The organism is Arthrobacter sp. UYEF20 (assembly GCF_040546335.1).
GTDB lineage: Bacteria > Actinomycetota > Actinomycetes > Actinomycetales > Micrococcaceae > Arthrobacter.
On the sequence record NZ_JBEPNP010000028.1, the window covers coordinates 21,798 to 46,261 of the forward strand.

The following is a 24,464-nucleotide window of genomic DNA, read 5'->3' on the forward strand; positions in this document are numbered from 1 at the left end:
GTCGAAGTGCCGGCCGTCAGCGCAGTGCGGCCAGCGCGGGCGGGGGTTCTTCGTGGACGTCGATGCCGAAGCTGTCCTCGAACGCCTCGGCGATGCACCTCACCAGGGCCGGCAGCACCCGGTAGTGCGTGTCCACCTGGATCAGCCCAAGCGCGGCCAGCTCCTCAATCCGTCCGTGGACCGTCTCGGAGACGACGGCGGCCATGGCTTTGTCCTCCGCCGGTGCACGGTCTGCGGCAGTCATCACCAGCTTCACCGCTGGAGGATCCGCCGTTGTAGCCGCCGCCAGGACCCCCACCTGCAGGACGGCCGCCTCCGCGCCCCACGGGTGATCTAGGAGGTCACCCATCACGGCCTGCCGCAGGAACTCGCTGGTGAAGTATTCCAGCTCCTCGAGCCCGGCGGCACCAGTCCCGGCCAGGATGTCCGCGGCATCGGGGGAAACAGCGGCTCGGGTCGACGAGATGGTGATCAGTTCCGCAGCCTCAAGTGTGGCCCAGACCCGGCGCAGGAGCGGCACGTCCAGCATGGACCGCACCTCGGGAACTGCCGTTGCCGGATCCTCCAGGCCGGGCAGCATGATGTTGTACTTCTTGGCCTTCGCCGATCCCCGGGCGGCTACACCCACGCAGGCGGCCGCCGCCTCAATATCCTTCAGCCGCAGCACAGCGGTGGACGTGACCTCCTTCCCCTCGCCAAGCCACCGCAGCAGCGCGCGGGCGTGCAGGATCAGCGGCAGCGAGTTGAGGACCGCCGTCGCCTCGGCGTCGTCGAGCGCGGGGACGTGGATCACCGGAAGGGCCTCCGAGGTCGGGTCCCGGTCGCCCATGCTGAATAGTGCATTGACATCAGCGAGTTCTTCTGCGCTGCCGGTCCAGCGGCCTGTTTCGGCCAGGAACCCGATGAAGACGTAGCAGCAATCGATGGTGAATACCGCGTCCTGCTCGTCCATTTCTTCAGGGATCAGCTCTTCCAGCACGTCATCGAGTGCGTCCGCCTCAAACGCGGTCACCGCCTGCGAGCCGGTCACTTCGCAGTACCGGCCGGCAACATCCCTGATAACTTCCAGGCATTCAAGGGCGGAGGTACCTGCGCCGGGCGAGCCGTCGTCGAACCAGCGGACAAAATCCGGGGTCAGCACATCCACTGCGTTTGCCGCGCGGGCCTTGGCCAGCGACGCAGCAGCCGGAACGCCACGGCTTCCGGTCGCGGAATTCCGGCCCGCTTTTCTCCCCGATTTCTTGCTAGCCATACGTATCCACCCTCTTCGCCCGATGTGCCAGTTGCCATAAATACAGTACGTGCCAGCATTGCGTCCTTCAATCGAGAATCCGTAGAGTCTTGTGCCTTTGTCCCGCGGAACTGAGCGGACCATCAGAGGAGCTTCCACCATTTCGCCAGAACGGAAGATCCTGGCCGAAGGCATCGACGTCGACCCTTCCGCCCCGCCGGGGCTCATGATCACCGAGCGCAAAACACCTGCGACGCAGGGTGTCAGCTACTACCGCACGGCCAGCGCGGGCTCGCGGATTCCTCGGCCGACGTCAATGAGCTGCCCTGCTTCCGATCTCCCCACCGGCTGCCTGCGCCGTTGGCCCTTGCTGGCGTGGCGGCCTTGGTGGCCGTCCCGCTGGGTGTTTGGTGACAGCAAGGACTCGGCTTCAGCGCTTATTGGCATGGCGGCAAAATCCTCCAGCAGGCGGGCCCGGCGGCGTCGGACCTCTACGGATCCTCCGTTGCCTGGGCCGGCGGACCGCTGGCCGTAGCAGCACCGGTCAAACTCAAGCCGGGCTGTGCCGACGCCCCCAAACATGCACGCCGACACAGCCCCGTCTTTTCCTGCGGGAGCCTTCAACAGATCCGAGACAATGGTAGATGATCAGTGTCAATAAAACAATACGGCCGTCCGGTTTATTGGATGCAGCCTGATGGCGTGGCTTTCCTGTTTCCAGAGCCTATTTCTGGGCCAAGGGAACGCGCCAGGAACTCACCGCTTTCCGCACCCGCCGCTACGCCGGTGACGCAGCCTAACCTTGCCATGGGCCAGGACATCCGGTGGAAACCAGTCCGGAGAGGGCCTGCGGGTCCTCGTGAAAATCTTCATGCATGATCCCGGGCAGCAGGATGGCCCACATCTCTTCAATCCGCTGCATGACATCAGCGCGCCCGGTCAGGACGCCGGAGACCATCTGAACCCCGGTGAACGATGCAACAAGGTATCTGGCGAATGCCGCCGAGTCGACGGAGGATCGCACCTGCTTTTCTCTCTTGGCCCGATCAGTCAACTGCTCCATGACGGTGATCCAGTCCTCGTAGGGACCTTGCACCGGCCGGCCAAATGCGGTCGCTTCCAGCGTGAGACGGATGCCCGCCCTGACGACAGGTTCGTGCACTAACTTGAGGCCGAATGCGCGGCACATGAGGATCATAGTTGGCAGGGCCGGCCGGTTCTCGGCGAGGAGAATTTCGCTCCCTGCCACCACGATCCGGTGCTGCTCCTCGATGACCGATCTGGCCAGGTCTTCCTTGGAGTGGAAGTGAAAGTACAGCGCCCCCTTGGTCACCTTGGCCGCATCGGACACCTGGGTCAGGCTGGCGCTGCCGTAGCCGTGCTCCTCGAAAACCGCGGCAGCCCCGAAAATTATCGCCTCACGGGTGGCCTTTGCGCGATCCTGAAGGACCATAAACGTACCTCAACTCAACTATTCGGCGTGCTGCGCGTACCCTCACCCATTCGCCGCCCGCAGCAAGCCGGCTTCATCGTTTCGATCCTAGCAAGACGGTCAACCGGTCTGATTCGCGGGCATTACCCAAGACTCCATAGGATGCGAGGGAAGAGCGGCACGCCAAGCTCCTTTTCCAGTCCGGCGATGGTCTGGGAAAGGGAGGGCTGGGCGATGAGGAGATGCTCGGCCGCGCGATTGAATCCGTCGTGGTCAACGACGGCCAGAAAATACTTCAGCTTTCGCGTGTCCACGCCAGCTCCTTCAGCGGCTCGGGCTGCGGTCTACGCGAGGCCAAGTTCGTCCTTGCCGAAGGCGAACAGGTAGGGAACGCCGGCCTCGGCTTCGATCTTTTCCTTGGCTCCGGTCGCGCGGTCCACGATCACTGCGACGGCAACCACGTTGCCGCCGGCCTTGCGGACGCCCTCGACGGCGGTCAGCGCGGAACCGCCCGTTGTGGAGGTGTCCTCCAGGACCAGCACCTTGCGGCCGTCGACGGAGGGGCCCTCCACCTGGCGGCCCATGCCGTAGGACTTCTGCGCCTTGCGGACGACGAAGGCATCCACGGGGCGTCCGGCGTCGGCGGCGGCGTGCATCACGGCGGTACCGACGGGGTCCGCCCCCATGGTGAGGCCGCCGGCGCACTCAAAGTCGATCCCGGCGTCGGCCAGCAGCGAGAGCATGACCTGCCCCACCAGCTTCGACGCCTCGTGGTGCAGGGTGATGCGGCGCAGGTCGATGTAGTAGTCCGCCTCGGCGCCGCTGGAGAGGATGACCTTGCCGCGGACCACGGCCAGTTCCTTAATGAGTTCCAGCAGGCGGGCGCGGGCAGCGGCAGTGTCAGAGGCAGAGTCAGGGGTGGCAGTCATGGCTCCCAGTTTAGTGCTCAGCGGGGTCCGGTTTCCCAGCCGGGCGCCAGTGCTACGTCGGCGTCCGTTGGGCGCGGCGGGCAAACGCGGGAGCATGCTCGGGCCGCGGTCCGAACGCGATGAACCGGGGCATGATGCGCCGGACCGCCGGGACGCGCCGGCCCACATACAGCACGGCCGGAGGCAGCCGTGACTTCTTACCGGTCATGATGGGTGCGAAGACCGTGCGGTGCATCAAGCGCTGGACGGTCTGCACGACAACGGTGGGCATGCGCCGCCGTCGTTCGACTTTCACCAGATCCTCAACGGTCACCCGGCCGCGGAGGAGCGCGGGGGCGAGGCACTCCGCGGCGGCCACGGCGTCCTGGACGGCGAGGTTGATCCCGACCCCGCCCGCCGGGGACATGGCGTGGGCGGCGTCGCCTATGCAGAGCAGGCCGTTGATGTGCCATGAACGGAGCCGGTCCATGCGGACGTCCAGCCAGTGCAGGTCCTCGAGCGACGCGATGGCGTCCACGCGGTCGGCGAGGTCCGGGCGGAGTGCCGCGATCCGCCGTCGGAAGCCCTCGAGGCCTTCGGCACGGATCCGGACGTCCGTGCCCTTCGGCGCGAGATAGCCCATCTGGTAGTAGTCGTTGCGGAGCAGGGCCACGAGGGCCTCGCCCCGGCCGAACGCCGGGACGATCCCTGCTACCGCTCCGTGCTCGGAGGCATGGCGGGGCAGCCGGAACCACCAGGCGTCGAACGGCACGGGGAACTCCTTCGGGGCGAGCCCGGCCGCGCTGCGGAGCGTGGAGTGCCGCCCGTCCGTGGCGATGACCAGGTCCGCCAGGAGTTCGTCCTCGGCGCCGTCGGGGGTCCGGACGCGGATTCCCCGGACGCGTCCGCCGTTGCGTACCAGTCCCGTGGCGGCGTGGCTCATGAGCAGGGTGAACCCCGGTTCCCTGGCGGCGGCGTCGGCAAGGAAGTTCAGGAAGTCCCATTGCGGCATCATGGCGACGTAATTGTAGGGGGCAGGCAGGGCGTCAAAGTCGCCCATGGTCACGGGCGGTCCGCCCGGCACCGGGAAGGCCACGTTGCTGAGGCGGCTCTGCGGCAGCCGGCGGAATTCGGCCCCCAGACCGAGCTCGTCGATCAGGCGGATGGTGGAGGGGTGCACGGTGTCGCCGCGGAAGTCCCGCAGGAAATCGGAGTGCTTCTCCAGCACTGTCACCTTCACCCCGGCCCGTGCCAGCAGCAGGCCGAGCATCATGCCGGCGGGACCGCCGCCCACCACAGCGCATCCGGTAGTTTCCATGGCCCCACGGTACGCCTGCGCGGGCAGGCGCGGGAGTGGTCTGTGCGCGACGTCAGTTAGACGGAGGGAAGGAGGCGGCCGCTGGAGCCGCGCAGCACGAGCTCCGTTTCCACCCGCAGGAGGGCTGTCGGATGTTCGATGCCCTGCAGGGCGTCCAGGAGCAGGCTTGCCGCTTCCGTGCCGCACTCCGTCATCGGCGATCGCACGGTGGTCAGCGGCGGAGTGGTGAAGTCTGCCCCGAAAATATCGTCGAAGCCGACAATGCTGATCCGGTCCGGCACCACGACGGCGGCGGCCTGAAGCTCCTGCATGAGGCCGATGGCCAGGAGGTCGTTGTAGGTCAGGACAGCCGTGGCTCCGCTGGCCAGGACGCCGCGGGCCACCTCCCGGCCACCGGAAACCGTCGGCCGGGAGGATTCAAGCCGCACGGCCTCCAGCCGGGACCATTCGCACGCGGTCTGCACGCCTTCCCAGCGGCGGCGTGACATCCACGACTCCGGCGGGCCGGCCACGTAGGCGATCCTGCGGTGGCCGTTGGCGGCGAGGCTGCGGATGGCTTCGGCGATTCCTGTGTTGACGTCTGGCACCACGCACGGCACGCCTTCCACCTCGCGGTTGATGACCACCACGGGCTTGCCCTTGGCGAGTGCACGGATATTCTCGTCATCCATGCGGGGGCTGGCCAGGATGAGCCCGTCCACGGTCGTCATCATGCGCCGGGCCGCGGTCAGCTCGGTTTCGGGCGACTCTGAGGATTCAGCGAGCATCAGCGTGTAGTCCCGCGCTGTGACCGTTGATTCGGCACCCCGGATGACGCCGAAAAAGGTCGGGTTGGTGATGTCGGCGACGATCAGGCCAAGGGTGCTGGTCCGCCCGGTGGGCAGGGCGCGGGCAAAGGGGTTGACGTGATAGTTGAGCTCGGAGGCGGCATTCTCGATCAGCTTCTGTGTCTTGACGCTGACCCGGCCCGGTTTGCTGAGCGCCCTGGAGACCGTGGACGGATTGACTCCGGCAACCCTGGCGACGTCGTAAATGGTGGCGCTGGACTTACCGCGCCGGCCATTCCTGCTGACCGGCCCCGTTGATGCGGCAGCTTCCGGATTCTTAGGTTCAGTCACCGCCCCATCCTAGCGATGAAACCCACCCAACTAGCTGGCAGTTGATGCCGTTTTGAGGGTTCAAAACGGCAACAACTGCGGGCCAGTTGGGCCGGGAGGCCGCCGCGGCGAAGATGCCACTGGTCACCGTCAACCGCGACGTCCCCGGAGTGCCTGCCGTCATCATCGACGACATCTTCGGCGCCGATTTCTGCAACCCGCCGCTGACCACCATGTCGTCACCGATCGAGCAGGCCGGCCGTGTGGCGGTGTCCATGCTGCTGGCCCAGTTGAACCCGCTCAGCGGAGCCGGCAGCCGCAGCCGCTCGGTGATGCCCACCCATCTGACGGTGCGCGGCTCCACCGGGGCTGTGCCGCAGGCTTTGTGATGGCGGGCGTGGTTTTCGCTGCGCAACCCCGCGGGCGCTGCGAAAAATACCCTGCGCTACGGGTATTCGCGTAGCGCAAGGTATTTTGCGCAGCGCCAATCAGAGCGACACAGTTGAGTCCGATTGACACCGCTGGCTAGGCTTTGAGTCATGCGTGAACTCCAGGCGAAGATCATTGAAGAATTGGGCGTGCAGCCCCGGATCGACCCCGCCGAGGAGGTGCGCAAACGCGTCACGTTCCTGAAGGAATACCTGACGGCGACCCACACCAAGGGTTTCGTGCTGGGCATCTCGGGCGGCCTCGATTCATCCCTTGCCGGCCGCCTTGCCCAACTGGCGGTCGAGGAACTGGAAGCCGAGGGAACGGACGCGAACTTCGTGGCCGTCCGGCTTCCCTACGGTGTGCAGCACGACGAACAGGATGCCCAGGCCGCCCTGGACTTCATCGGCGCGGAAACGGAATGGGTGTTCAATGTCGCGCCCGCCGTGGACGGCTTCGAGCAGGAGTTCGAGAAGACCACGGGCGAGCAGGTTTCCGACTTCACCAAGGGCAATATGAAGGCCCGCTCCCGCATGATTGCGCAGTACGCGCTCGCCGGGGAACACAACTACCTGGTGATCGGCACGGACCACGGCGCCGAGTCCGTGACCGGGTTCTTCACCAAGTTCGGCGACGGCGGCGTCGACGTGCTGCCGCTGTTCGGGCTCAACAAGCGCCAGAACCGTGCCCTGCTCGCCGAGCTCGGTGCCCCGGCGCGGATCTGGGACAAGGTACCCACCGCCGACCTGCTCGACGGCAAGCCCGGCCGCACCGACGAGGACGAGCTCGGGCTGAAGTACGACGAGATCGACGACTACCTTGAGGGCCGCGACGTCCCGGCCGAGGTGGCCGAACGGATCGAACAAAAATATCTCCGGACCCGGCACAAGCGCACCGTCCCGGTCACCCTCAGCGACACCTGGTGGAAGCAGTAGGGGCCCAATGGGGCGCCATCGCGGGGCACTTTGAGCCGTGATGCTGTGGTCCACCCGCACGTGGGCGGCGTGTCCGTGTCAAAGTGCCCCGCGACGGCATACGGGACACGGCATACGGGACGTGATCAGTCCCGGACTTCCACTGTGCCCACCATGCCCATGAAGTCGTGCAGGGCGCAGATGTAGTCGAAGTCCCCCGCTTTCTTGAAGGTCACGGTGTAAGTGGTTTTCAGCGGCATGAGCCCGGAGCTGAGGTCCCCGCCGGTGAAGTTGGTGGGATCGCCGAGCGATGCGAACGGATCGGCCGGCTCCGTGCCGAACGTGACGGTGTGCGGGGCACCCATGCCGTTATTCACGAACGTCACGCTCTCACCGACGTGGATCTTGATCTCCTGGTGCACAAACCGCATCACCATGGCGGTTCCGTTGTCCGTGCCGGCGATCACCGTATTGGCGGCCGTGTTCTGGTCCACATGCTCGCGGGCAGCCTCCCATTGCTTTTCGCCGTCGCGCAGGATCTTCCGCTCCTGCTTGTGGGCCTGGTGGTCATATTCGGACTGGCTGTAGGGGTACTCGGTTCCGGCCTCCCGGACGTGGACGGTCCCCTTCATGGCCATCCCGTGCACCAGGCAGTAGTAGGTGAATTCACCCGTGGCCGGGAATTTCAGCGAGTATTCCTTGGTCTGGTCAAAGCCGCTGTTTGACACATTCGTCATGACGCCGGAGTTGTAATAGGACTGCCCGTCATAGCTCTTTCCGCCCTGCTGATGGATGTTCGCGTCCAGCGCCGGGTCGAAAGGCTGGGTGGACTCCAGGGACTGACCGGCCGCCAGGAACGTGACCGTATGGATTTCCGCCGAGTTCGCCTTCCAGGTGATTTTGTCACCCGCATTGATGAAGACATTCTCGGGCAGGAACGCCATTCCCTGGATCGCCTGGTCGGAGGATTCGGAACCGACCTGCACAGTCCAGGTGCGGGCTGACCTACCGCCGTCGGCGACGGCGGCGCCGCTGAGGGCCACCGTCATCAACACGGCAGCAAGGGAGGCGACAAAAACGCGCAACAGACGTTGCATAGACAAGAGTTCTGGATGAGGAGCCACGGGACTCACTCCTTTGACGCTGGGCTAACGGCCGGCTACCGGCCTGGTATTTTTCACGGAAGCCGTCGACCACGACGGCGGCCGGGGCCGGAGGGGTCCGCTTCCGCCAGGCTTCATCCGCTCCCCCAACCGCCCAGCATCGGGTGGGGCAGGAAGCCGCCAGAAACGGGCCCGCTGCCGGGCATAAGCGTTAATGCGGTTTCACATGCATTTCTCATGGTGCTCCGCGGCCCACGTTTTGTCGAGATGATTCCCGGAGACTGCGGGCAATGGCCGGCCTACCCGGTGCCCTGCAGCAGGGTCGAGATCCGGTGGGCTTCGTCCATCAGCAGGCGGCCCAGTTGCGCCTGCCGCTCCGGCCGGAATCGCGGCTCGATGCCGGTCAGGGACAGGGCCCAGGCGGGGCGTCCGCGCTGGTCGAAAACCGCGGCGCCCATCCCCCAGCTTCCTTCCAGCACCAGCCCCGGATTGACCGAATAACCTGCCTGGCGCGTCGCTTCCAGGTTGGTCCGGACCAGCGCCACGGTGTGGGCCGCCGCGAAGCTGCCGGCGTGCTCGGCCCAGTGGGCCAGCAGCTCCTCCTGTTCCTCCGGGGGCAGGAACGCCATGATGGCGGTGCCGGCGGAGGCGACCCCCAGCGGGAAGCGCACCCCTTCGTGCAGTACGAAGGAACGTACCGGGAAGCTTCCCTCCTCCCGCAGCAGGCACACCGTTTCGGCGCCGCGGCGGATGGAGAAGAACGCGCTTTCCCCGGTCTTCTCGGCAAGCCGCCGGAGGCTGGGCCTGGCGATATCTTCCAGGGGAAACCGGGCCGAGGCCACGGAGCCCATCAAGAGAATCTCCGGCCCCAGCACCCAGTTGCCGCTGCCCGGTTCCTGGTCCAGCAGCCCTTCGGCCGCCAGGGAGCTGAGCAGCCGGTGCACGGTGGGACGGGTGAGGCCCGATTCCCGGACCAGCGCCACGAGTGGGGAGCCCTCCGGTTTTCGCCCGACAATGCGCAGCAGGGACGCGACGCGGCTGACGACTTGCGCGCCCTGGACCGGTGAAGAATTCATCTTTTCCTCGAGAGTTTGCGTCGGATTGGCCTAAACAATCCATATTGTGGATAGTCGCAAGTCTACCGTCCACACTGTAAAAACGGCACATCCCAAGCCAGAATCATTCGTTGACAGCCTCCGTTTCGGCACCGTAGGCTCCAATATCAGAGGAACGGTCCACAACGTGGATTGCGTCAAGAGCTCAACGAGGAGATGCAATGTCAAAGGTGAAATCCGGGGCGGCTGCCGCACTGCAGGACGTACTGCGGGACGGCATGACGCTCGCCGTCGGCGGCTTCGGCCTCAGCGGGATCCCGGCGGACCTGATCGAGGCCGTCCGCGATTCCGGCGTCAAGGACCTCACGGTGGTGTCCAACAACATGGGCGTGGACCGCAAGGGCCTCGGCGTGCTGATCGAGGCCGGCCAGGTCCGCAAGGTCATCGCCTCCTATGTGGGCGAGAACAAGCTCTTCGCCGAGCAGTACCTCGCCGGCAAACTGGAAGTGGAGTTCACCCCGCAGGGCACCCTCGCCGAGCGCCTGCGCGCCGGCGGTGCCGGCATCCCCGCTTTCTACACCAAGACCGGCGTCGGCACCCTCGTCGCCGAGGGCAAGCCGCTCGCCGAGTTCGACGGCGAGACGTTCGTCCAGGAACGCGCCATCAAGGCCGACGTCGCCCTGGTCCACGCGCACACCGCGGACACCGACGGCAACCTGATCTACCGCTACACCGCCCAGAACTTCAACCCCGTGGTGGCCACCGCGGGCGCCGTGACCGTCGCGGAGGCCGAGGTAATCGTGGAGCCCGGCGCGCTCGATCCGAACCACATCATCACCCCCGGCGTCTTCATCCAGCGCCTCGTGCAGGCCGGCGGCCGGGTCATGGACATCGAACAGCGGACGGTCCGCCCCCGCGCCGAAGCCGCAGAAGCAGCATCCGCCGCTTTGCCGGCCTGAACAGCACCGGCCTGAACCGCCGCCCCCACACCACCTGAGGAGAATCATCATGGCCTGGACCCGGAATGAAATGGCTGCGATCGCGGCCGAAGAACTGAACGACGGCGATTACGTCAACCTCGGCATCGGCATCCCCACGCTGGTCGCCAACAACCTGCCCGAGGGCGTCCGCGTCGTCCTGCAGAGCGAGAACGGTTTGCTCGGCATGGGCCCGTTCCCCTACGAAGGCGAGGAGGACGCGGACCTCATCAACGCCGGCAAGCAGACCGTCACGGTGCTGCCCGGCGGGAGCATCTTCGACTCCGCCACCTCGTTCGGCATGATCCGCGGCGGGCACGTGAAGGTCGCGATCCTGGGCGCCATGCAGGTCTCCGGCAACGGCGACCTCGCCAACTGGACCATCCCCGGCAAGATGGTCAAGGGCATGGGCGGTGCCATGGACCTCGTCGCCGGCACGCCCCGGGTGGTGGTCCTCACCGAGCACAACGCCAAGGACGGCACCGCCAAAATCGTCAAGGAATGCACCCTGCCCCTCACCGGCCTGAGCTGCGTTGACCGGATCATCAGCGATCTCGCGGTGTTTGACCTGGAGAAGTCTGACGAACGCGACGGCGGCCGGCAGCTCACGCTGACGCGCCTCGCCCCGGGCGTCACCGTGGCGGAGATCCGCCGGAAGACGGAGGCGGAGTTCACCGTCGCCCTTGAAGTACTTGAAGTACCCGAAGAGACAACAGAATTCGAAGGAGCCTCGGCATGAGCCTGCGCGAACAGTTCGGCAAGGATGTCCTGCTCACCGGCTGGGGACACAGCCGTTTCGGCAAGCTGACGGACGAGACCCTGGAGTCCCTCATCGTCCAGGTCGCCACCGAGGCGATCGGCAACGCCGGGATCGAACCCGGGCAGATCGACGAGATCTACCTCGGCCAGTTCAACTCCGGCATGATGCCGCTGGCCTTCCCCTCCTCGCTGTCGCTGCAGGTCTCCGACCAGCTGGCCAACGTCCCGGCCACCCGGGTCGAGAACGCCTGCGCCTCCGGGTCCGCCGCGTTCCAGCAGGGCACCAAGTCGCTGCTGGCCGGCACGGCCAAGACCGTGCTGGTGATCGGTGCCGAGAAAATGACGCAGGCCGGCGCCGACGTCGTGGGCGCCGCCCTCCTGGGCGCGGACTACGACATGGCCGGCAAGGCCTCCACCACCGGCTTCACTGGGCTGTTCGCCGAGGTCGCCAAGCACTACGAGAAGCGCTACGGGCCGGTCTCCGATGTGCTCGGCACCATCGCCGCGAAGAACCACCGCAACGGCGTGGACAACCCCTACGCCCAGCTCCGCAAGGACCTCGGCGAGGAGTTCTGCCGCACGGTCTCGGACAAAAACCCGATGGTGGCCGATCCGCTGCGCCGCACCGACTGCTCCCCCGTGTCCGACGGCGCCGCCGCCGTCGTTCTGAGCCTCGCCCCGACCGGTGGGGCCACCGCCCCGGTCCGGCTCGCCGGCTTCGGCCAGGCCAACGACTTCTTGCCCGCCGACCGCCGGGATCCCACCGCGTTCGCCGCCACCCGGGTGTCCTGGCAGCGCGCGCTGGCGATGGCCGGCGTCGGGCTGGACGAGCTGGACTTCGCGGAGGTGCACGACTGCTTCACCATCGCCGAACTGCTGATGTACGAGGCCATGGGGCTGACCGGACCCGGCCAGGGCGCCCGCGCGGTCCAGGAGGGCTGGGTCTTCAAGGACGGCAAGCTGCCCGTCAACGTCTCCGGCGGGCTCAAGGCCAAGGGCCACCCGGTGGGCGCCACCGGCGTCTCCCAGCACGTCGTCGCCGCAATGCAGCTCAGCGGCACCGCCGGCGCGATGCAACTGACCAACCCGCGCCGCGCCGCGGTGCAGAACATGGGCGGCGTCGGCATCGCCAACTACGTCAGCGTGCTCGAGGCGGTCTAGAGATATGAGGTGGGTTTCGCGTCTAGCGTCCACAGAACCACAAGCGTAGGGTCATAGAACCAACGTGTTCCCGGTGGAGGCCCGCCGTGACAGATTCGTTGCCAATTAGGCGCCGTTGGAGGCCGATGAGGACGAAGATCCCACGACTGCTCGATCCGCGGTGGCAGCCCTTCTGATCCACCGTGGGGTCCACAGGAACGGGCCCCGGAGCGTTGCCTACCGGATTAGCGTCAAAGGAGCCAGGGATGGCTGGATGGAATGCTGACACCGCGGCTGGCCCCCTGGGGGCCACCGTGACACTTGTGGATGGCTCGAACTTCTGCATCTCCGGCCTGGCCGGCGACATGTACTCCGACCGCCCCCATGGTGTGTTCCATGAGGACACCCGCATCGTCTCCCGCTGGAGACTGACGGTCAATGATGCGACTTTGGAGCCGCTGGCCGCCCGTGCCCTCGAACCGTACCGGGCCGTCTTCATCGGCCGTCCGGCCCGGGCAGCCGGCAATGCGGACAGCCCTTTGATCGTGGAACGAAACCGCGAGGTGGGTGCTGGCATCCTGGAGGAGATCACCGTCCGGAACCATTCCCGCGAGCCTGCCGTGTGCGTGCTGGACCTGGCGATGGACGCGGACTTCGCGGACCTCTTCGAGGTGAAGAACGCCCGGATCATCCGGCACTGGGACCAGTCCCGGCACCCGGAAGGCGACTCCCTCACCATCCAGGGCGTCTGGCGGGGAATTCACAAGGGGGTTGTCCTGCAGGCTCCCGACGCGACTTTCAGCCACGAAGGCCTGGGCTACCGCACCGTGGTGCCGCCGCACGGCCAGTGGCGCACAACGGTGACGGTGTCGCCGCTACTGGATGCAGCCGGAACGCCCGCGCCCTTCCAGCGCCAGGCAACCGGCACCTCGCCTGCGGAAATACGGCGCCAGGAGTGGATCCGGAATATCCCCGCGACGCACGTCAGCAACGTGTCGGTTGCCCGCACCCTGCAGCGCAGCCATGATGACATCGGCGCCCTCCAGATCGAGGACCCGCTGCATCCGGACCGGACCGTCGTCGCGGCGGGAGCTCCATGGTTCATGGCCCTCTTCGGCCGCGACTCGCTTCTCTCGTCCTATATGGCGCTGTCTGTGGACCCGTCGCTGGCCATGGATACCTTGCAGACGCTGGCCGAAAGGCAGGGCAACGTGGTGGACGCGCTGACCGAAGAGCAGCCCGGCCGGATCCTCCATGAGGTCCGGCTGGGCGTCAGCACGGGCCTGGCACTGGGCGGCAAGTCCGCCTACTACGGCACGGCCGACGCCACGCCGTTGTTCGTCACGCTGCTCGGCGAAGTCAGCCGCTGGGGCCTCGCCGCGGACCAGGTGGCCGCACTGCTGCCCAACGCTGACAGGGCGCTGGAATGGATCAGGGATTACGGGGACCGCGACGGCGACGGCTTTGTGGAGTATCAGCGGCTCAACAACCAGGGGCTGATCAACCAGGGATGGAAGGATTCCTGGGACGGCATAAATTTCGCGGACGGCCGCATGGCAGAACCGCCGATCGCCCTCTGCGAAGTGCAGGGTTACGTGTACGGCGCCTACATCTCCCGGGCGTGGATGGCGTACGACGCCGGGGACCTGGCTTTGGCACGGGAGTTGCGGGAACGCGCGGCGCGGCTAAAAAAGCAGTTCAACGAACAGTTCTGGCTGCCGGACCGCGGCTACTACGCCATCGCACTGGACCGGGACAAGAGACCGGTGGATGCCTGTGCCTCCAATATGGGGCACTGCTTGTGGAACGGGATTATCGACGCCGACAAGGCGCCCCTGGTGGCTGCCCGGCTGATGTCGCCGGAAATGTTCAGCGGCTGGGGGATCCGCACCCTGGCCACGGACATGGGCGCCTACAACCCGGCGAGCTACCACAACGGATCCGTGTGGCCGCATGATAACGCGATGATTGCTACGGGCCTGATGAGGTACGGATTCGTGGACGAGGCCCGGCGGGTTGCCCTCGGGCTTATTGAGGCGGCGGATTTCACGGACCACCGCTTGCCTGAATTGTTCTGCGGATTTGACCGCACTGATTTCCCGGAACCGGTGCCTTACCCGACGGCGTGCTCGCCCCAGGCCTGGGCTGCCACCACCCCGGTGCATCTGCTGCGCACACTGCTGCGGTATGACCCCCACGTCTCCATGAACGGTATGTGGATGGACCCGGTGCTGCCGGAGTCCTGGGGCCGGGTCCACATCACCAACTGCCCCATAGGCGATGGCCGGATCACCATCGACGTGACCGGCAGCCAGGCCACGATCGAGGGGCTCCCGCCGGGCATGACGTTCCACCGCGGGACACGTCCCCCCCTTGCCGATCTGGTTGAGCTCGCCGAGAAGCTGGACAAGACGGGCTAAACCCCGAGCAGGAGCGCGCATCTTGCGGATAGGACTGATATCTCCACCATGGCTCCCCGTCCCGCCGATAGGCTACGGCGGAACGGAGGCGATGATCCATGCGCTGGCCACCTCGCTGGCGGCGGCCGGGCACAGCGTGGTGCTTGCCGCGGCGGCCGACAGCACCTGCCCGGTCGAACGGATCGGCGGTTTCGCCCGGGCAGAGCGTGCCGCCATGGGCAGAACAAGCTCAGAGCTGCCGCACGTGATCAGGGCCTACGCCGGACTGGACGACGTCGATATCATCCATGACCACACCCTGGCGGGACCGTTGTACCGGCACCGCCCACCCGGGATTCCAGTGGTAAGCACCATTCATACGGTCATGACGCCGGCGCTGTGCCGGGTCTATGAAGCCTTCAGCCGGGACGTGTCACTGGTGGCCATCTCGCAGCATCAGGCCAACAGCGCCCCGGACGTGAAAATCCGACGGGTCATCCACCACGGCATCGATCCCGCAACTGTTCCACCCGGTGCCGGAGCCGGCGGCTACGCGTGTTTTCTGGGCCGAATGGCGCCGTGCAAAGGCATTGCTGAGGCCATAGCGGTGGCCCGCGGAGCGGGAATGCAGCTCAAGATCGCCGCAAAAATGTCCGACCCGGCCGAAGTGGATTATTTCCGCTCCGTGGTGGCTCCCTTGCTCGGGCCTGATGAAGAGTTCCTCGGAGAACTGGACGCCGACGGAAAGTTCGCCCTGCTGGGCAATGCCGTCGCACTGCTCAACCCTGTGCAGTGGGACGAGCCCTTTGGAATGGTCATGATCGAGGCGCTGGCCGCCGGCACCCCCGTTGTGGCCACTCCGCGGGGCTCCGCACCGGAAATCATCGAGGACGGAGTCACCGGTTTCCTCGCCGCGGGTACCGATGAACTGGCCAACTGCCTGCAGCGCGCGTCCGGCCTGGACCGGCATGACTGCCGGTCCGCCGTCGAAACCCGATTCAGCGCGGAGGCGATGACGCGGAAATACGTGGCATTGTTCGAGGACGTGCTCGCCGGAACGTAGCCCAAGCGGCGCGCCCGGTCAGCGGGCCCGGATCAGGGCAGCGATCTCGGCGAAGCCCAGCCGTTCGGCGTTCTCCAGCGCCGTCCGGCCTTGGGGATCCCGGATGCCCGGGTCCGCACCGGCATCCAGCAGCTGCCGGACCACGTCCTGTTGCCTGGGGCCGCCGCTGTTCAGCAGGATGGCTTCCTGCATGGCGGTCCAGCCCAGGTTGTTGACGTGATCCACCGGCACGCCGGCCGCTATGAGGATCCGAACGGTTTCCACATGCCCGTGTTCGCTCGCCGGGATGAGCGCCGTGCCGCCGTAGCGGTTGGTGCTGGCAACATCGGCGCCGCTGGCGAGCGTCAGCTGCAGGATCTCATTGAAGCCCTCGGCCCCCGCATAGAGGAACGCCGAATCCTGCATGGCGTCCCTGGCGTTGACGTCTCCTCCGGCCTGGATCAGCTGCGTCACGAGCGGCAGATCGTTGGCTTTGGCCGCGAGAATCAGCCGCTGATCAAGCTCCATTTGGGCCGCCGGGGAAAGCGCCGGGCGGGCACTCCCTGCGGCTGCCGTCGCCGGTGAAGCAGTTGCCGTCGCCGGTGAGGCGGCTGCCGCCGTCGGTGAGGCGACTGCCGCCGTCGGGCTCGTTGCGGGGACTGCCGACGACGACGGTTGCGGGGCCGCCGCCGTCCCGCCTTCCGAGGTGCAGCCCGTGAGCAGCACGGCGAATGCCGCTGCCCCGGCCAGTGCCGGCAGACCATGGCGCCGGCCGGGTGTACTGGACCACGTCATGAATCAGAGCCTACTTGGCGGTTCCGGCGATGGCACCGGCGCCTGCAGTTGCGCAGGCTTCGTCCAGCATGCCGTCGGGAGCGCCGCCCACACCGATGCCGGCCACCGACACGCCGTTGACCTTGAGGGGGACGCCGCCGGCCAGGAAAAGCGTGCCGGGGAGGTCGGCGATGCTGGGCCCGTTTCCGTTGATCCGCTTGGCCAGCTCACTCGTGGGCGTTCCGAAGGCAGCTGCCGTGTAAGCCTTCTGCTGGGCGGCTTCGATGGTGTGCTCCGCCGCGTTGTCGCCGCGGAGGAGTGCCTGGACGGTACCGAAGCGGTCCACTAGGGCGACCGTGACGAACGGCAGCTTGTCGGCCTGGCATTTGGCCAGGGCAGCGTTGACTGCGGCCGCAGAGGCGCCTACGCTGATGCGGTTCTGGGCCACCACCGTTTCAGGAACCGGCTGGATATCGACGGCGGGAACCGCCTCCGGAACCGCCGCCGGGGCAGCTACAGATGCTGACGCAACCGGAACGGTACCGGCGTTGGCCGCTGCTGTGACGCCCCCTATCAGGAGCAACGCTCCGGCAGCGGCGATGGCAACAGTCTTGTTGGACTTCTTCATGGGTTTCTCCTCGGAATGCGGTTGCGGGGCCGTGCCCCTGGGCATACCTCCATCCTTCCGGCTGGCCCCGGTCCCGGGCATCAGGCGTTCGCCTGCACCCGCCTCCGCCATCGGGCTTGCCGTGTCAGCCAAAAGGCTGAGAGACCAGCAACGACGCGGGCCCTAGCATGGTGGGTAGCACTCCATCCACCGGAACCGGACACCCCATGCCGTCTTCAGCACCAGCCAGACCCCCGGAACCTGCCCAGGACAACGCAGCCACCCTGCAGAACCACCGCGCGGCGGACGGCTGGCCGCGCGGCCGGATTGACGCCGTCGTCCATCTCGGTTTCGCCGTGCTGATGGTGGCGTCGGCGGTCCGCTACGTGATGCGGCACAGCCCGGCAGACAACGTATGGATCGTGGCGCTGGCCGCAGCGGTGTGTGCGCTCTATGCGGTGACGGCGGTCCTTGCGCAGCGCAGGCGGCCGTGGGCGCTGTGGATGTTTGTGCTCGCGGCGCTGTGGGCGGTCCTGGTCATCGCCGCGCCCAGCTTCGCGTGGTGCTCGTTCGCCGTGTTCTTCCTGTGCCGGACGGCGTTCGCCGGCTGGGTGGCGTACCTGGCGGGAGGCGCGACGGCGGCGGCCACCGCCGTCGGACTGTTCCGGCTCGGCGGCGGCAGCGATGTTGCCATGCTGCTGGGGCCGCTGGCCGTGGCTGTCATGCTGACCCTGATCTACGACCGCATCGAGCACGACGCCGGGGAGCAGCGCCGCCTGCACGCCGAGGTGTCCCTGGCCCAGGGCAGGCTGGCGGCCAGCGAGCGCAGGGCCGGCACCATCGAGGAGCGCGAGCGCGTATCCCGCGAAATCCACGACACCGTGACGCAGGGCCTCGCCAGCAGCCTGCTCCTCCTCGAAGCCGCCAATAGATCCTGGCCGAGCCCCGCTGCGCAGGAGGACGTGCGCCGCGCCAGCGGGATGCTGCGCCAGAACCTGTCCGATACCCGCAGCCTGGTCCACGAACTGGCCTCGCCCGGCCTGGACGCTTCCCCCCTGCCGGACGCAGTGCTTCAGGCGGCGACGCTCTATGTCCCGGGCACCAGGCTGCTGGTCACCGGTGAGCCACGCCCGGTTCCGCCCGATGTCCGGCATGCCCTGCTGCGGGTGGTCCAGAGCGCCGCTGCAAACATCAAACTGCACGCTTCGGCCACCCACGTCACGGTGACGCTCGGTTACCTGCCGGGCGCCGTCACGCTGGACATGTACGACGACGGCATCGGCTTTGACCCGTCGTCGCTGGCCCCGCCGTCGCGCGCGGGAGGCTACGGCCTGCGGGCCATGCGACAGCGGGTGGAGCAGCTGGGTGGCGTCTTCTCGGTGGAAAGCACCCCGGGCGAAGGGACGATTGTGGCCGCACAACTGCCCGCGGAGGAGGATCGGTGAGTGCCATCACCGTGCTCCTGGTGGACGACCACCTGGTGGTCCGGAGCGGGCTCAAGGCGCTGTTGGGAACGCAGCCTGATATCGCCGTCGTGGCCGAGGCCGCCTCCGGCGAGGAAGCCCTGATGGCGGTGGAGGAGCACTCCCCCGCAGTGGTGATGATGGACCTCGCCATGGGTGCCGGCATGGACGGCATCGAGGCCATCAAGCAACTCCGCCGGCGCAACGGCAAACAGGCGGTACTGGTGTTCACCACCTACGATTCCGACGCCGACATTGTCCGGGCGGTGGATGCCGGGGCCATGGGCTACCTGCTCAAGGACGCAGCACCGGAGGAGATCTTCGCTGCCGTCCGCGGCGCGGTCCAGGGCAAGAGCGTCATGAGCGCACCGGTGGCCTCCCGGCTGTTCCAGCAGCTGCGGAATCCGGACGAGGTCCTGACGCCGCGTGAGGCGGAGCTGCTGGGCCTCCTGACGGAGGGGCTCAGCAACCGGGAGCTCGGCCAGCGGCTTTTCATTTCCGAGGCCACGGTCAAGACCCATCTGGCACACATCTACGCCAAGCTGGGCGTGGAGACCCGGGCCGCGGCCATCGCCACCGCGATTCGCCGGGAGGGGATGCGCTAGCTGCTGACCCCCTAGCCGGGCTCCGTCCGGGACTTCCGACGACGGCGGCGCGGGGCTCCCGCAGCACCCTGGCAGCACCTCTTGCACTGCTAACACAGCAGGTCTAGCGTGAGCCGCATCAGCATCCGCCGCCGTCGAGGAGCCGTCATGGCCAGGTTTGTGCAGATCATCGAATTCCAGTCCTCCCGGATCGAGGAAATTGAAGAACTCGGCCGGCCGTCCAGGTCGGAGGGAAGCACCGCACCGACGTTCGGCCGGATCCTGGCCACCGCGGACCGCGACCACCCCGGAACCTACTTCACGATCGTCGAGTTCGAGTCCTACGAGTCGGCCATGGAAAATTCCAGCCGGCCGGAAACCTCCGACTTCGCTGCGAAGATGGCCGGCCTGTGCGACAGTCCTCCTGTCTTCCGCAATCTGGACGTCTTGTGGGAGGACACCGGCGAGGACGCGGACACTTCCTAGGAGTGGGAATAGGAGCGGGAAATGGTTGCTGCAGACCGGACTCCCCCGGTCAGCGATGCGGCGGACGGGTTCCTGGTTGCCCCCCTCGTGGTGGACCTCCAAGAGGCCGGCTCAGTCGCCTTGCGCCTCGTGGGCGGTAAGGCCCTAAACCTCGGCAAGCTTCTGGCCGCCGGCTTTCCGGTCCCGTCCGGGTTCTGCTTGACAACAGAGGCCTACGAGCTGGCGGCGCCGGGAGAACTGGCAGCGCTGGCACAGCAACTCGATACGGCGGCTGCCCGGGCCGTGGCGCATGGGACTGTCCAGGACGGGACGGCGGAGGCCAGGACGGTGCAGTCCGGGACGGTGCAGGCCGGGACGGCGGAGCGCGCCAGCAACCTGGTCGGGTCATCGCCGGTCCCGCCCGAGGTGGACGCCGCACTCCGCGCGGCCTACGCCGGGCTTGGGGCCGCCCCGGGCGACGAGCCCGCCGTCGCTGTACGGTCCTCAGCCACGGCGGAGGACCTGCCGTTCGCCAGTTTCGCCGGCCAGCAGGACTCCTACCTGGACATTGTCGGCGCCGACGCCGTGATCGAGGCCGTCCGCCGCTGCTGGGCCTCCCTCTGGAGCGAGCGGGCGGTCGCCTACCGCTCGGCCACCGGGATCAGCCACCGTGACGTCGGCCTCGCCGTCGTCGTCCAGCGGGTCGCGGACGCCGTCACCGCAGGCGTCCTGTTCACCGCCAATCCCGTCACCGGAACGAGGACGGAGACGGTCATCGACGCCAGCCCCGGCCCCGGTCAGGCCGTGGTCTCCGGGGCGGTCAATCCTGACCACTTCGTCCTGGACACCGCCACGGCCTGGGTCCTGCACCGCACGGCGGGCGGCCCGGAACACGGCCGGCAACCAAGCCTCAGCGACGCGCAGCTGAGCGAGCTCACCTCCCTGGGCGACGCGGTCCAGCGCCTTTTCGACGCCCCGCAGGATGTGGAGTGGGTCATTGATGCTTCGGGCACGATCTGGCTGACCCAGTCCCGGCCGATCACCACGCTGTATCCGCTGTCGGACCCGCCAGCCCGGGAATCGGCAGACGCCGCTGCCGACGCCGACGGCGGAACCCGGGTGTATTTGTGCGGCACCCTGCTCCAGGGGCTGACCCGGCCGATCACGCCGCTGGGGCTCTCGGTCCTCGGCGGGATGCGGCAGGGGCCCTGGAAGTACGTCAATCCCGGGCTGCGCATGTATGTGGACCTGACGTCCGTAGTGCGCAGCAGGCTCGGCCGCCGCTACCTGCTGAGGTTTCTGCCGCTGGCGGACGGGAGATCCGCGGCCGTTTTTCCGGCGCTGTTGGAGGACCCGAGATTCCGGGTTATCAAGAACTCCCGAAAGTTCCCGGCCCAGGCGAAGCGGTCCGGCCGTGCCTGGCAAGTCCGCAGTACAGCGGTGACCGCGAGTCTTGGCCTGATCCTGAAGTTAGTACCGGCGCTCATCGGGGCTGCGCTCCGTCCGGAGGCGGAACTGCGCCGGGCGAAGGCGTATGGAAAGCGGCTCGAAGCGGAGCTGGCGCTGCCCGAGCCTGCCACGCCTTTCCAGCGGCTCGACTACGCCCAGAACATCCTGGACGGGACGGTCGACGGACTGATCCAGGCCACCCTGCCGGGCCCATCGACCGGCTACATCATGCTGGCCGTGGCGCGAAGGCTGTTGCGCGGAATTGCCCAGCCGCGCGAACTGGAAGCGGTGCTGCGCGGGCTGCCGAACAACGTGACCACCGAGATGGATCTTGAACTCTGGGAGCTGGCGGTCTCCATCGGCGCCGATCCGGCTGCACGCGAGGCCTTTCTAGCGAAACGCCCCGACGAGCTCGCCGGGATCTTCCGGGCCGGCGGCCTGCCCGCGCCGGCGCAGTCCGGCGTCCGGAGCTTCCTTGCGCGGTACGGTCACCGCGCCGTAGCGGAAATCGATCTCGGCATGCCGCGGTGGTCGGAGCAGCCGGACCATATCCTCGGCATGATCTCCAACTATCTGCGGGTGGAGGATCCCGAACAGGCTCCGGACCGGCAGTTCGCCCGGGCGGCAGAACACTCCGAGGACCGGATCCACAGCCTCGTGGAGCGGGCGCGGGCCCGCGGCCGCTGGCGGGCGCGCCTCCTGGAACTGTGCCTGCGCCGGGCCCGGGAGCTGTCAGGGCTGCGCGAACTGCCCAAGTTCTACATCGTGATGGCGCTGGCAGAAATGCACCGGCAGCTCGCCGCGGTCGGCGCCGAGCTGGCCGCGACCGGCAGCGTGGCGAGCCAGGACGACGTCTTCTTCCTGGACTTCGATGAGATCCGCGTCGGACTGCGCGGCGCCGATTTATGGGGCCTGGTCGCGGACCGCCGCCGGCTCTACGACGTGGAACTCCGACGGCGGCATATCCCCCGGCTCCTGTTGTCCGACGGCACCGACGTGGAGGCGGCCATGATGGCGAAATCCCCGGCCTCCGATGGCCTGTCCGGCACACCGGCCTCGGCCGGCACGGCCACCGGAACGGTGCGGGTGATTCTGGACCCGGTGGGCGCCCACCTCGAACCCGGCGAAATCCTGGTGGCACCCTCCACGGACCCGGGGTGGACCCCCTTGTTCCTGACCGCCGGTGCCCTCGTGATGGAAATGGGCGGGGTCATCTCACACGGGGCCGTTGTGGCCCGCGAATACGGCATCCCCGCCGTGGTGGGCGTGCCTGAGGCCACCACGCGGCTGCGCACCGGCCAGACTGTCACCGTGGACGGATCCGCCGGCACCGTCCGCCAGTGACGGCGCGGGGAGTTGCCGCCGCACAGCGGGCGAACATCGGCGCCGGGTCTGCCGGGCCCCCGCGGCGGGTCTGCCGGGCCCCGCGTCCAGGCAGGCGACGAGCATTTCAGCCTCCTTCCGGGAGGGGAAAATGACCGGGATTGTGGCCATCGTGGCCTGACCATGGTCTCCATCCGGAACGAAATGGCCCCGCTGGCCTCTTGCACCGCGGCCCGCCGCCCCGTACGTTGGGGGACAGCGGACGAATGTCTCCGCAGCCGTTGGCCGCAGGGCCGCCGGAGATCAGCAGCATTTCAGAAGGATAATGGCATGGCTACAGGCACAGTTAAATGGTTCAACGCCGAAAAGGGTTTTGGCTTCATTGCCCCGGATGACGGGTCAGCCGACGTTTTCGCCCACTACTCGGCAATCTCCAGCAGCGGCTACCGCTCACTGGACGAGAACCAGAAGGTCGAGTTCGACGTCACCCAGGGTCCCAAGGGCCCGCAGGCTGAGAACATCCGCCCGCTCTAATGACTTAGGAGGGCGCTCCCGGCCAGTCCGGGACGCTGTCCGCGAAGACCACAAACGCCCCGCCGGAGGATTCCTCCGGCGGGGCGTTTGTCGTCCGCAGCGGTCAGCACCGTTGCGCCGTGGCGGGTGGAGTTGGATGCTCTTTGGCGGCGTTCTGTGATCGCTGGGTGTCGCCTTCCGGGAGGACGCGCCGAGCGGCTAGTCGGTGAGTGCTCGCGACCGTCTATAACCCGGGTCAAATGCAGTTCCGGCCCGGAACGCAGAAAACGACAGTTCACGTACTGACGAGGCCCTTGGACGGAGGCGACTCACCCTCCGGACAAACGAGCCGATGTTGTTGCCGCTGCTGCAGCAGCAATTCACCCGACCGGTGAAGGTTCCCGTTACGGGATCCGGGCATGCGCCATTTACCGCTGCGAAAACGCGGCCATGTATCGGTGTAAGTCACAGCTTCTGTCCACGGTGAACGTTTGTAGCGGAACGGACGAATATGGCACAGTGCGAAGAGACTACCGGAACGGGATGACAGCCAGATCGCCGTCATCACGGACGCCATTCTCGAAGGCGAGCACATCGACCTCGAGTTCGACTTCCTCCACCCTGCTGAACATCCCTTCCAGCTGGTCAGGTTCGGGCTTCTTCCGGCGGGATCTCAGCCCACATGCCCCGGTAGCCAGTCCACGTAGGGCAGCGGCGTTATGAAGCTTTGATAATGACATCGTCGATATAGCTGTCGCCCACCTGCCGGGGGTGCTCCGCTCCCAGCTGCACCCGGGTCAGCGTCGTGAACCCTGTGCTGACCTGGTTGCTGTAGAGGAGCCTGGCGTCGAACCAGACCTCAACGGTGGAGGCGGCACCGTTGGCCACCACATGCGTCACCACCTTGTGCCAGGAGCCGAGCTGTACCGCCAGTCCAAGGTTGGTGTACCCGTAAGTGCCCGAAGGGGACGCTACGCGCAGCCACAGCTGGCCGTTGCCGTTGTCCCGGAAAACATCGGCCACACGGTTGCCACCGTTGAAGAACCGGAAATACGGGACGTTGTTTCCTACGTTGCCCGCCGCCGTGATGTTGAACCAGCCGTCGGCGTAGGCGCCCGAGGAGCCCCCCGGCAGGGCTGCTGACATGTTTGCCACCGAGCCTGAGTCATCCGTGACGTGCAGGAAGGCCGCGCAGCCCCCTGATTGGTGCTGGTCGGAGGTGACAGAGGCCGTCCCGGTCCCCGACGTGCGGGCAATAAATCCCTCCAGCGTTCCGGATTCGAAACTGGTTGCCACCACGAGTACACCCGGGTACCGGTTGGAAGGTGGCGGCGTGCCGCTCTGGCAGACCGGGGCCGGGGCCTTCTTGTTGTTGTTCTTGTTGTTGTGCGCACGTCAAGTTTCTGAGACAGTTTCATCGTTTTATTTCGGTTACGCTGCCAGGGATTCCTGGTCGCGGATCTGGTGGGCTGTGAGGGCTGC

At 66.9% G+C, this 24,464-nt stretch carries 21 protein-coding genes and 2 pseudogenes; 12 read left to right on the top strand and 11 right to left on the bottom strand.

The window, feature by feature from the left end:
* Positions 1-16: 16 nt before the first annotated feature.
* The 6 genes and pseudogenes from ABIB26_RS21130 to ABIB26_RS21155 all read right to left on the bottom strand — a co-directional run bounded on the left by ABIB26_RS21130 (position 17) and on the right by ABIB26_RS21155 (position 6,007).
* The gene (locus tag ABIB26_RS21130; RefSeq protein WP_354247785.1) at positions 17-1,252 is read right to left on the bottom strand and encodes a hypothetical protein; all 1,236 of its coding nucleotides are present in this window, start codon (positions 1,250-1,252) and stop codon (positions 17-19) included.
* 775 nt (positions 1,253-2,027) lie between these two features.
* A complete protein-coding gene (locus ABIB26_RS21135; RefSeq protein WP_354247788.1) occupies positions 2,028-2,684 on the bottom strand; it encodes a ScbR family autoregulator-binding transcription factor in 657 nt (218 codons plus the stop codon).
* A gap of 140 nt (positions 2,685-2,824) precedes the next feature.
* Positions 2,825-2,977, bottom strand: a pseudogene (locus ABIB26_RS21140) (LysR family transcriptional regulator); the annotation flags it as partial.
* 30 nt (positions 2,978-3,007) lie between these two features.
* Positions 3,008-3,592 carry an orotate phosphoribosyltransferase gene (gene pyrE, locus ABIB26_RS21145; protein ID WP_354247790.1) on the bottom strand — a complete coding sequence of 195 codons (585 nt, stop codon included), beginning with the start codon at positions 3,590-3,592 and terminating at the stop codon, positions 3,008-3,010.
* 52 nt (positions 3,593-3,644) lie between these two features.
* Entirely contained in the window at positions 3,645-4,889 is a 1,245-nt protein-coding gene (locus tag ABIB26_RS21150; protein WP_354247793.1) for an FAD-dependent oxidoreductase, read from the bottom strand.
* Positions 4,890-4,945: 56 nt separating this feature from the next.
* Positions 4,946-6,007: a LacI family DNA-binding transcriptional regulator gene (locus ABIB26_RS21155; RefSeq protein ID WP_354247796.1), complete on the bottom strand. Its 1,062-nt coding sequence runs from the start codon at positions 6,005-6,007 to the stop codon at positions 4,946-4,948.
* Positions 6,008-6,174: 167 nt separating this feature from the next.
* On the opposite strand from ABIB26_RS21155, the pseudogene ABIB26_RS21160 reads away from it, so the two are divergent.
* Positions 6,175-6,375: pseudogene (locus tag ABIB26_RS21160) on the top strand (substrate-binding domain-containing protein); the annotation flags it as partial.
* A 150-nt stretch (positions 6,376-6,525) separates the two neighbouring features.
* A complete protein-coding gene (gene nadE / locus ABIB26_RS21165; protein WP_354247799.1) occupies positions 6,526-7,350 on the top strand; it encodes an NAD(+) synthase in 825 nt (274 codons plus the stop codon).
* Positions 7,351-7,475: 125 nt separating this feature from the next.
* Here nadE and ABIB26_RS21170 read toward each other — a convergent pair whose 3' ends face one another.
* Entirely contained in the window at positions 7,476-8,453 is a 978-nt protein-coding gene (locus ABIB26_RS21170; RefSeq protein ID WP_354247802.1) for a plastocyanin/azurin family copper-binding protein, read from the bottom strand.
* 278 nt (positions 8,454-8,731) lie between these two features.
* On the bottom strand, positions 8,732-9,508 hold the full coding sequence (locus tag ABIB26_RS21175) for an IclR family transcriptional regulator (RefSeq protein WP_354247805.1): 777 nt from the start codon (positions 9,506-9,508) through the stop codon (positions 8,732-8,734).
* Positions 9,509-9,708: 200 nt separating this feature from the next.
* On the opposite strand from ABIB26_RS21175, the gene ABIB26_RS21180 reads away from it, so the two are divergent.
* The 5 genes from ABIB26_RS21180 (at position 9,709) to ABIB26_RS21200 (ending at position 15,825) form a co-directional block, all read left to right on the top strand.
* Positions 9,709-10,446, top strand: a complete 738-nt coding sequence (locus ABIB26_RS21180) for a CoA transferase subunit A (protein WP_354247808.1) — start codon at positions 9,709-9,711, stop codon at positions 10,444-10,446.
* A gap of 49 nt (positions 10,447-10,495) precedes the next feature.
* Positions 10,496-11,203 (top strand): CoA transferase subunit B, encoded by a 708-nt coding sequence (locus ABIB26_RS21185; protein ID WP_354247811.1) that lies wholly within the window; start codon positions 10,496-10,498, stop codon positions 11,201-11,203.
* Positions 11,200-12,384, top strand: a complete 1,185-nt coding sequence (locus ABIB26_RS21190; protein ID WP_354247814.1) for an acetyl-CoA acetyltransferase — start codon at positions 11,200-11,202, stop codon at positions 12,382-12,384. Before ABIB26_RS21185 ends, ABIB26_RS21190 begins: the two co-directional genes overlap by 4 nt.
* Before the next feature lie 245 nt (positions 12,385-12,629).
* Complete coding sequence (locus ABIB26_RS21195) at positions 12,630-14,783, top strand: amylo-alpha-1,6-glucosidase (protein WP_354247817.1); 2,154 nt, start codon at positions 12,630-12,632, stop codon at positions 14,781-14,783.
* Between the two features lie 91 nt (positions 14,784-14,874).
* On the top strand, positions 14,875-15,825 hold the full coding sequence (locus tag ABIB26_RS21200; RefSeq protein ID WP_354247820.1) for a glycosyltransferase family 4 protein: 951 nt from the start codon (positions 14,875-14,877) through the stop codon (positions 15,823-15,825).
* 18 nt (positions 15,826-15,843) lie between these two features.
* Here ABIB26_RS21200 and ABIB26_RS21205 read toward each other — a convergent pair whose 3' ends face one another.
* Positions 15,844-16,599 carry an ankyrin repeat domain-containing protein gene (locus tag ABIB26_RS21205; protein ID WP_354247823.1) on the bottom strand — a complete coding sequence of 252 codons (756 nt, stop codon included), beginning with the start codon at positions 16,597-16,599 and terminating at the stop codon, positions 15,844-15,846.
* Positions 16,600-16,609: 10 nt separating this feature from the next.
* Entirely contained in the window at positions 16,610-17,206 is a 597-nt protein-coding gene (locus ABIB26_RS21210; protein ID WP_354247825.1) for a GlcG/HbpS family heme-binding protein, read from the bottom strand.
* A 206-nt stretch (positions 17,207-17,412) separates the two neighbouring features.
* Here ABIB26_RS21210 and ABIB26_RS21215 point away from each other — a divergent pair, with 206 nt between their 5' ends.
* The 5 genes from ABIB26_RS21215 (at position 17,413) to ABIB26_RS21235 (ending at position 23,003) form a co-directional block, all read left to right on the top strand.
* Positions 17,413-18,630 (top strand): sensor histidine kinase, encoded by a 1,218-nt coding sequence (locus ABIB26_RS21215; protein WP_354247828.1) that lies wholly within the window; start codon positions 17,413-17,415, stop codon positions 18,628-18,630.
* Positions 18,627-19,253: a response regulator gene (locus ABIB26_RS21220; protein WP_354247831.1), complete on the top strand. Its 627-nt coding sequence runs from the start codon at positions 18,627-18,629 to the stop codon at positions 19,251-19,253. The genes ABIB26_RS21215 and ABIB26_RS21220 overlap by 4 nt, the downstream gene beginning before the upstream one ends.
* Positions 19,254-19,361: 108 nt before the next feature.
* The gene (locus tag ABIB26_RS21225) at positions 19,362-19,718 is read left to right on the top strand and encodes an NIPSNAP family protein (protein WP_354247833.1); all 357 of its coding nucleotides are present in this window, start codon (positions 19,362-19,364) and stop codon (positions 19,716-19,718) included.
* A gap of 21 nt (positions 19,719-19,739) precedes the next feature.
* Entirely contained in the window at positions 19,740-22,490 is a 2,751-nt protein-coding gene (locus tag ABIB26_RS21230) for a PEP/pyruvate-binding domain-containing protein (RefSeq protein ID WP_354247836.1), read from the top strand.
* Positions 22,491-22,799: 309 nt separating this feature from the next.
* Positions 22,800-23,003 carry a cold-shock protein gene (locus tag ABIB26_RS21235; protein WP_069950491.1) on the top strand — a complete coding sequence of 68 codons (204 nt, stop codon included), beginning with the start codon at positions 22,800-22,802 and terminating at the stop codon, positions 23,001-23,003.
* A 696-nt stretch (positions 23,004-23,699) separates the two neighbouring features.
* On the opposite strand, the gene ABIB26_RS21240 is transcribed toward ABIB26_RS21235, so the two are convergent.
* A complete protein-coding gene (locus ABIB26_RS21240) occupies positions 23,700-24,281 on the bottom strand; it encodes a hypothetical protein (protein ID WP_354247839.1) in 582 nt (193 codons plus the stop codon).
* Positions 24,282-24,464 lie beyond the last annotated feature (183 nt).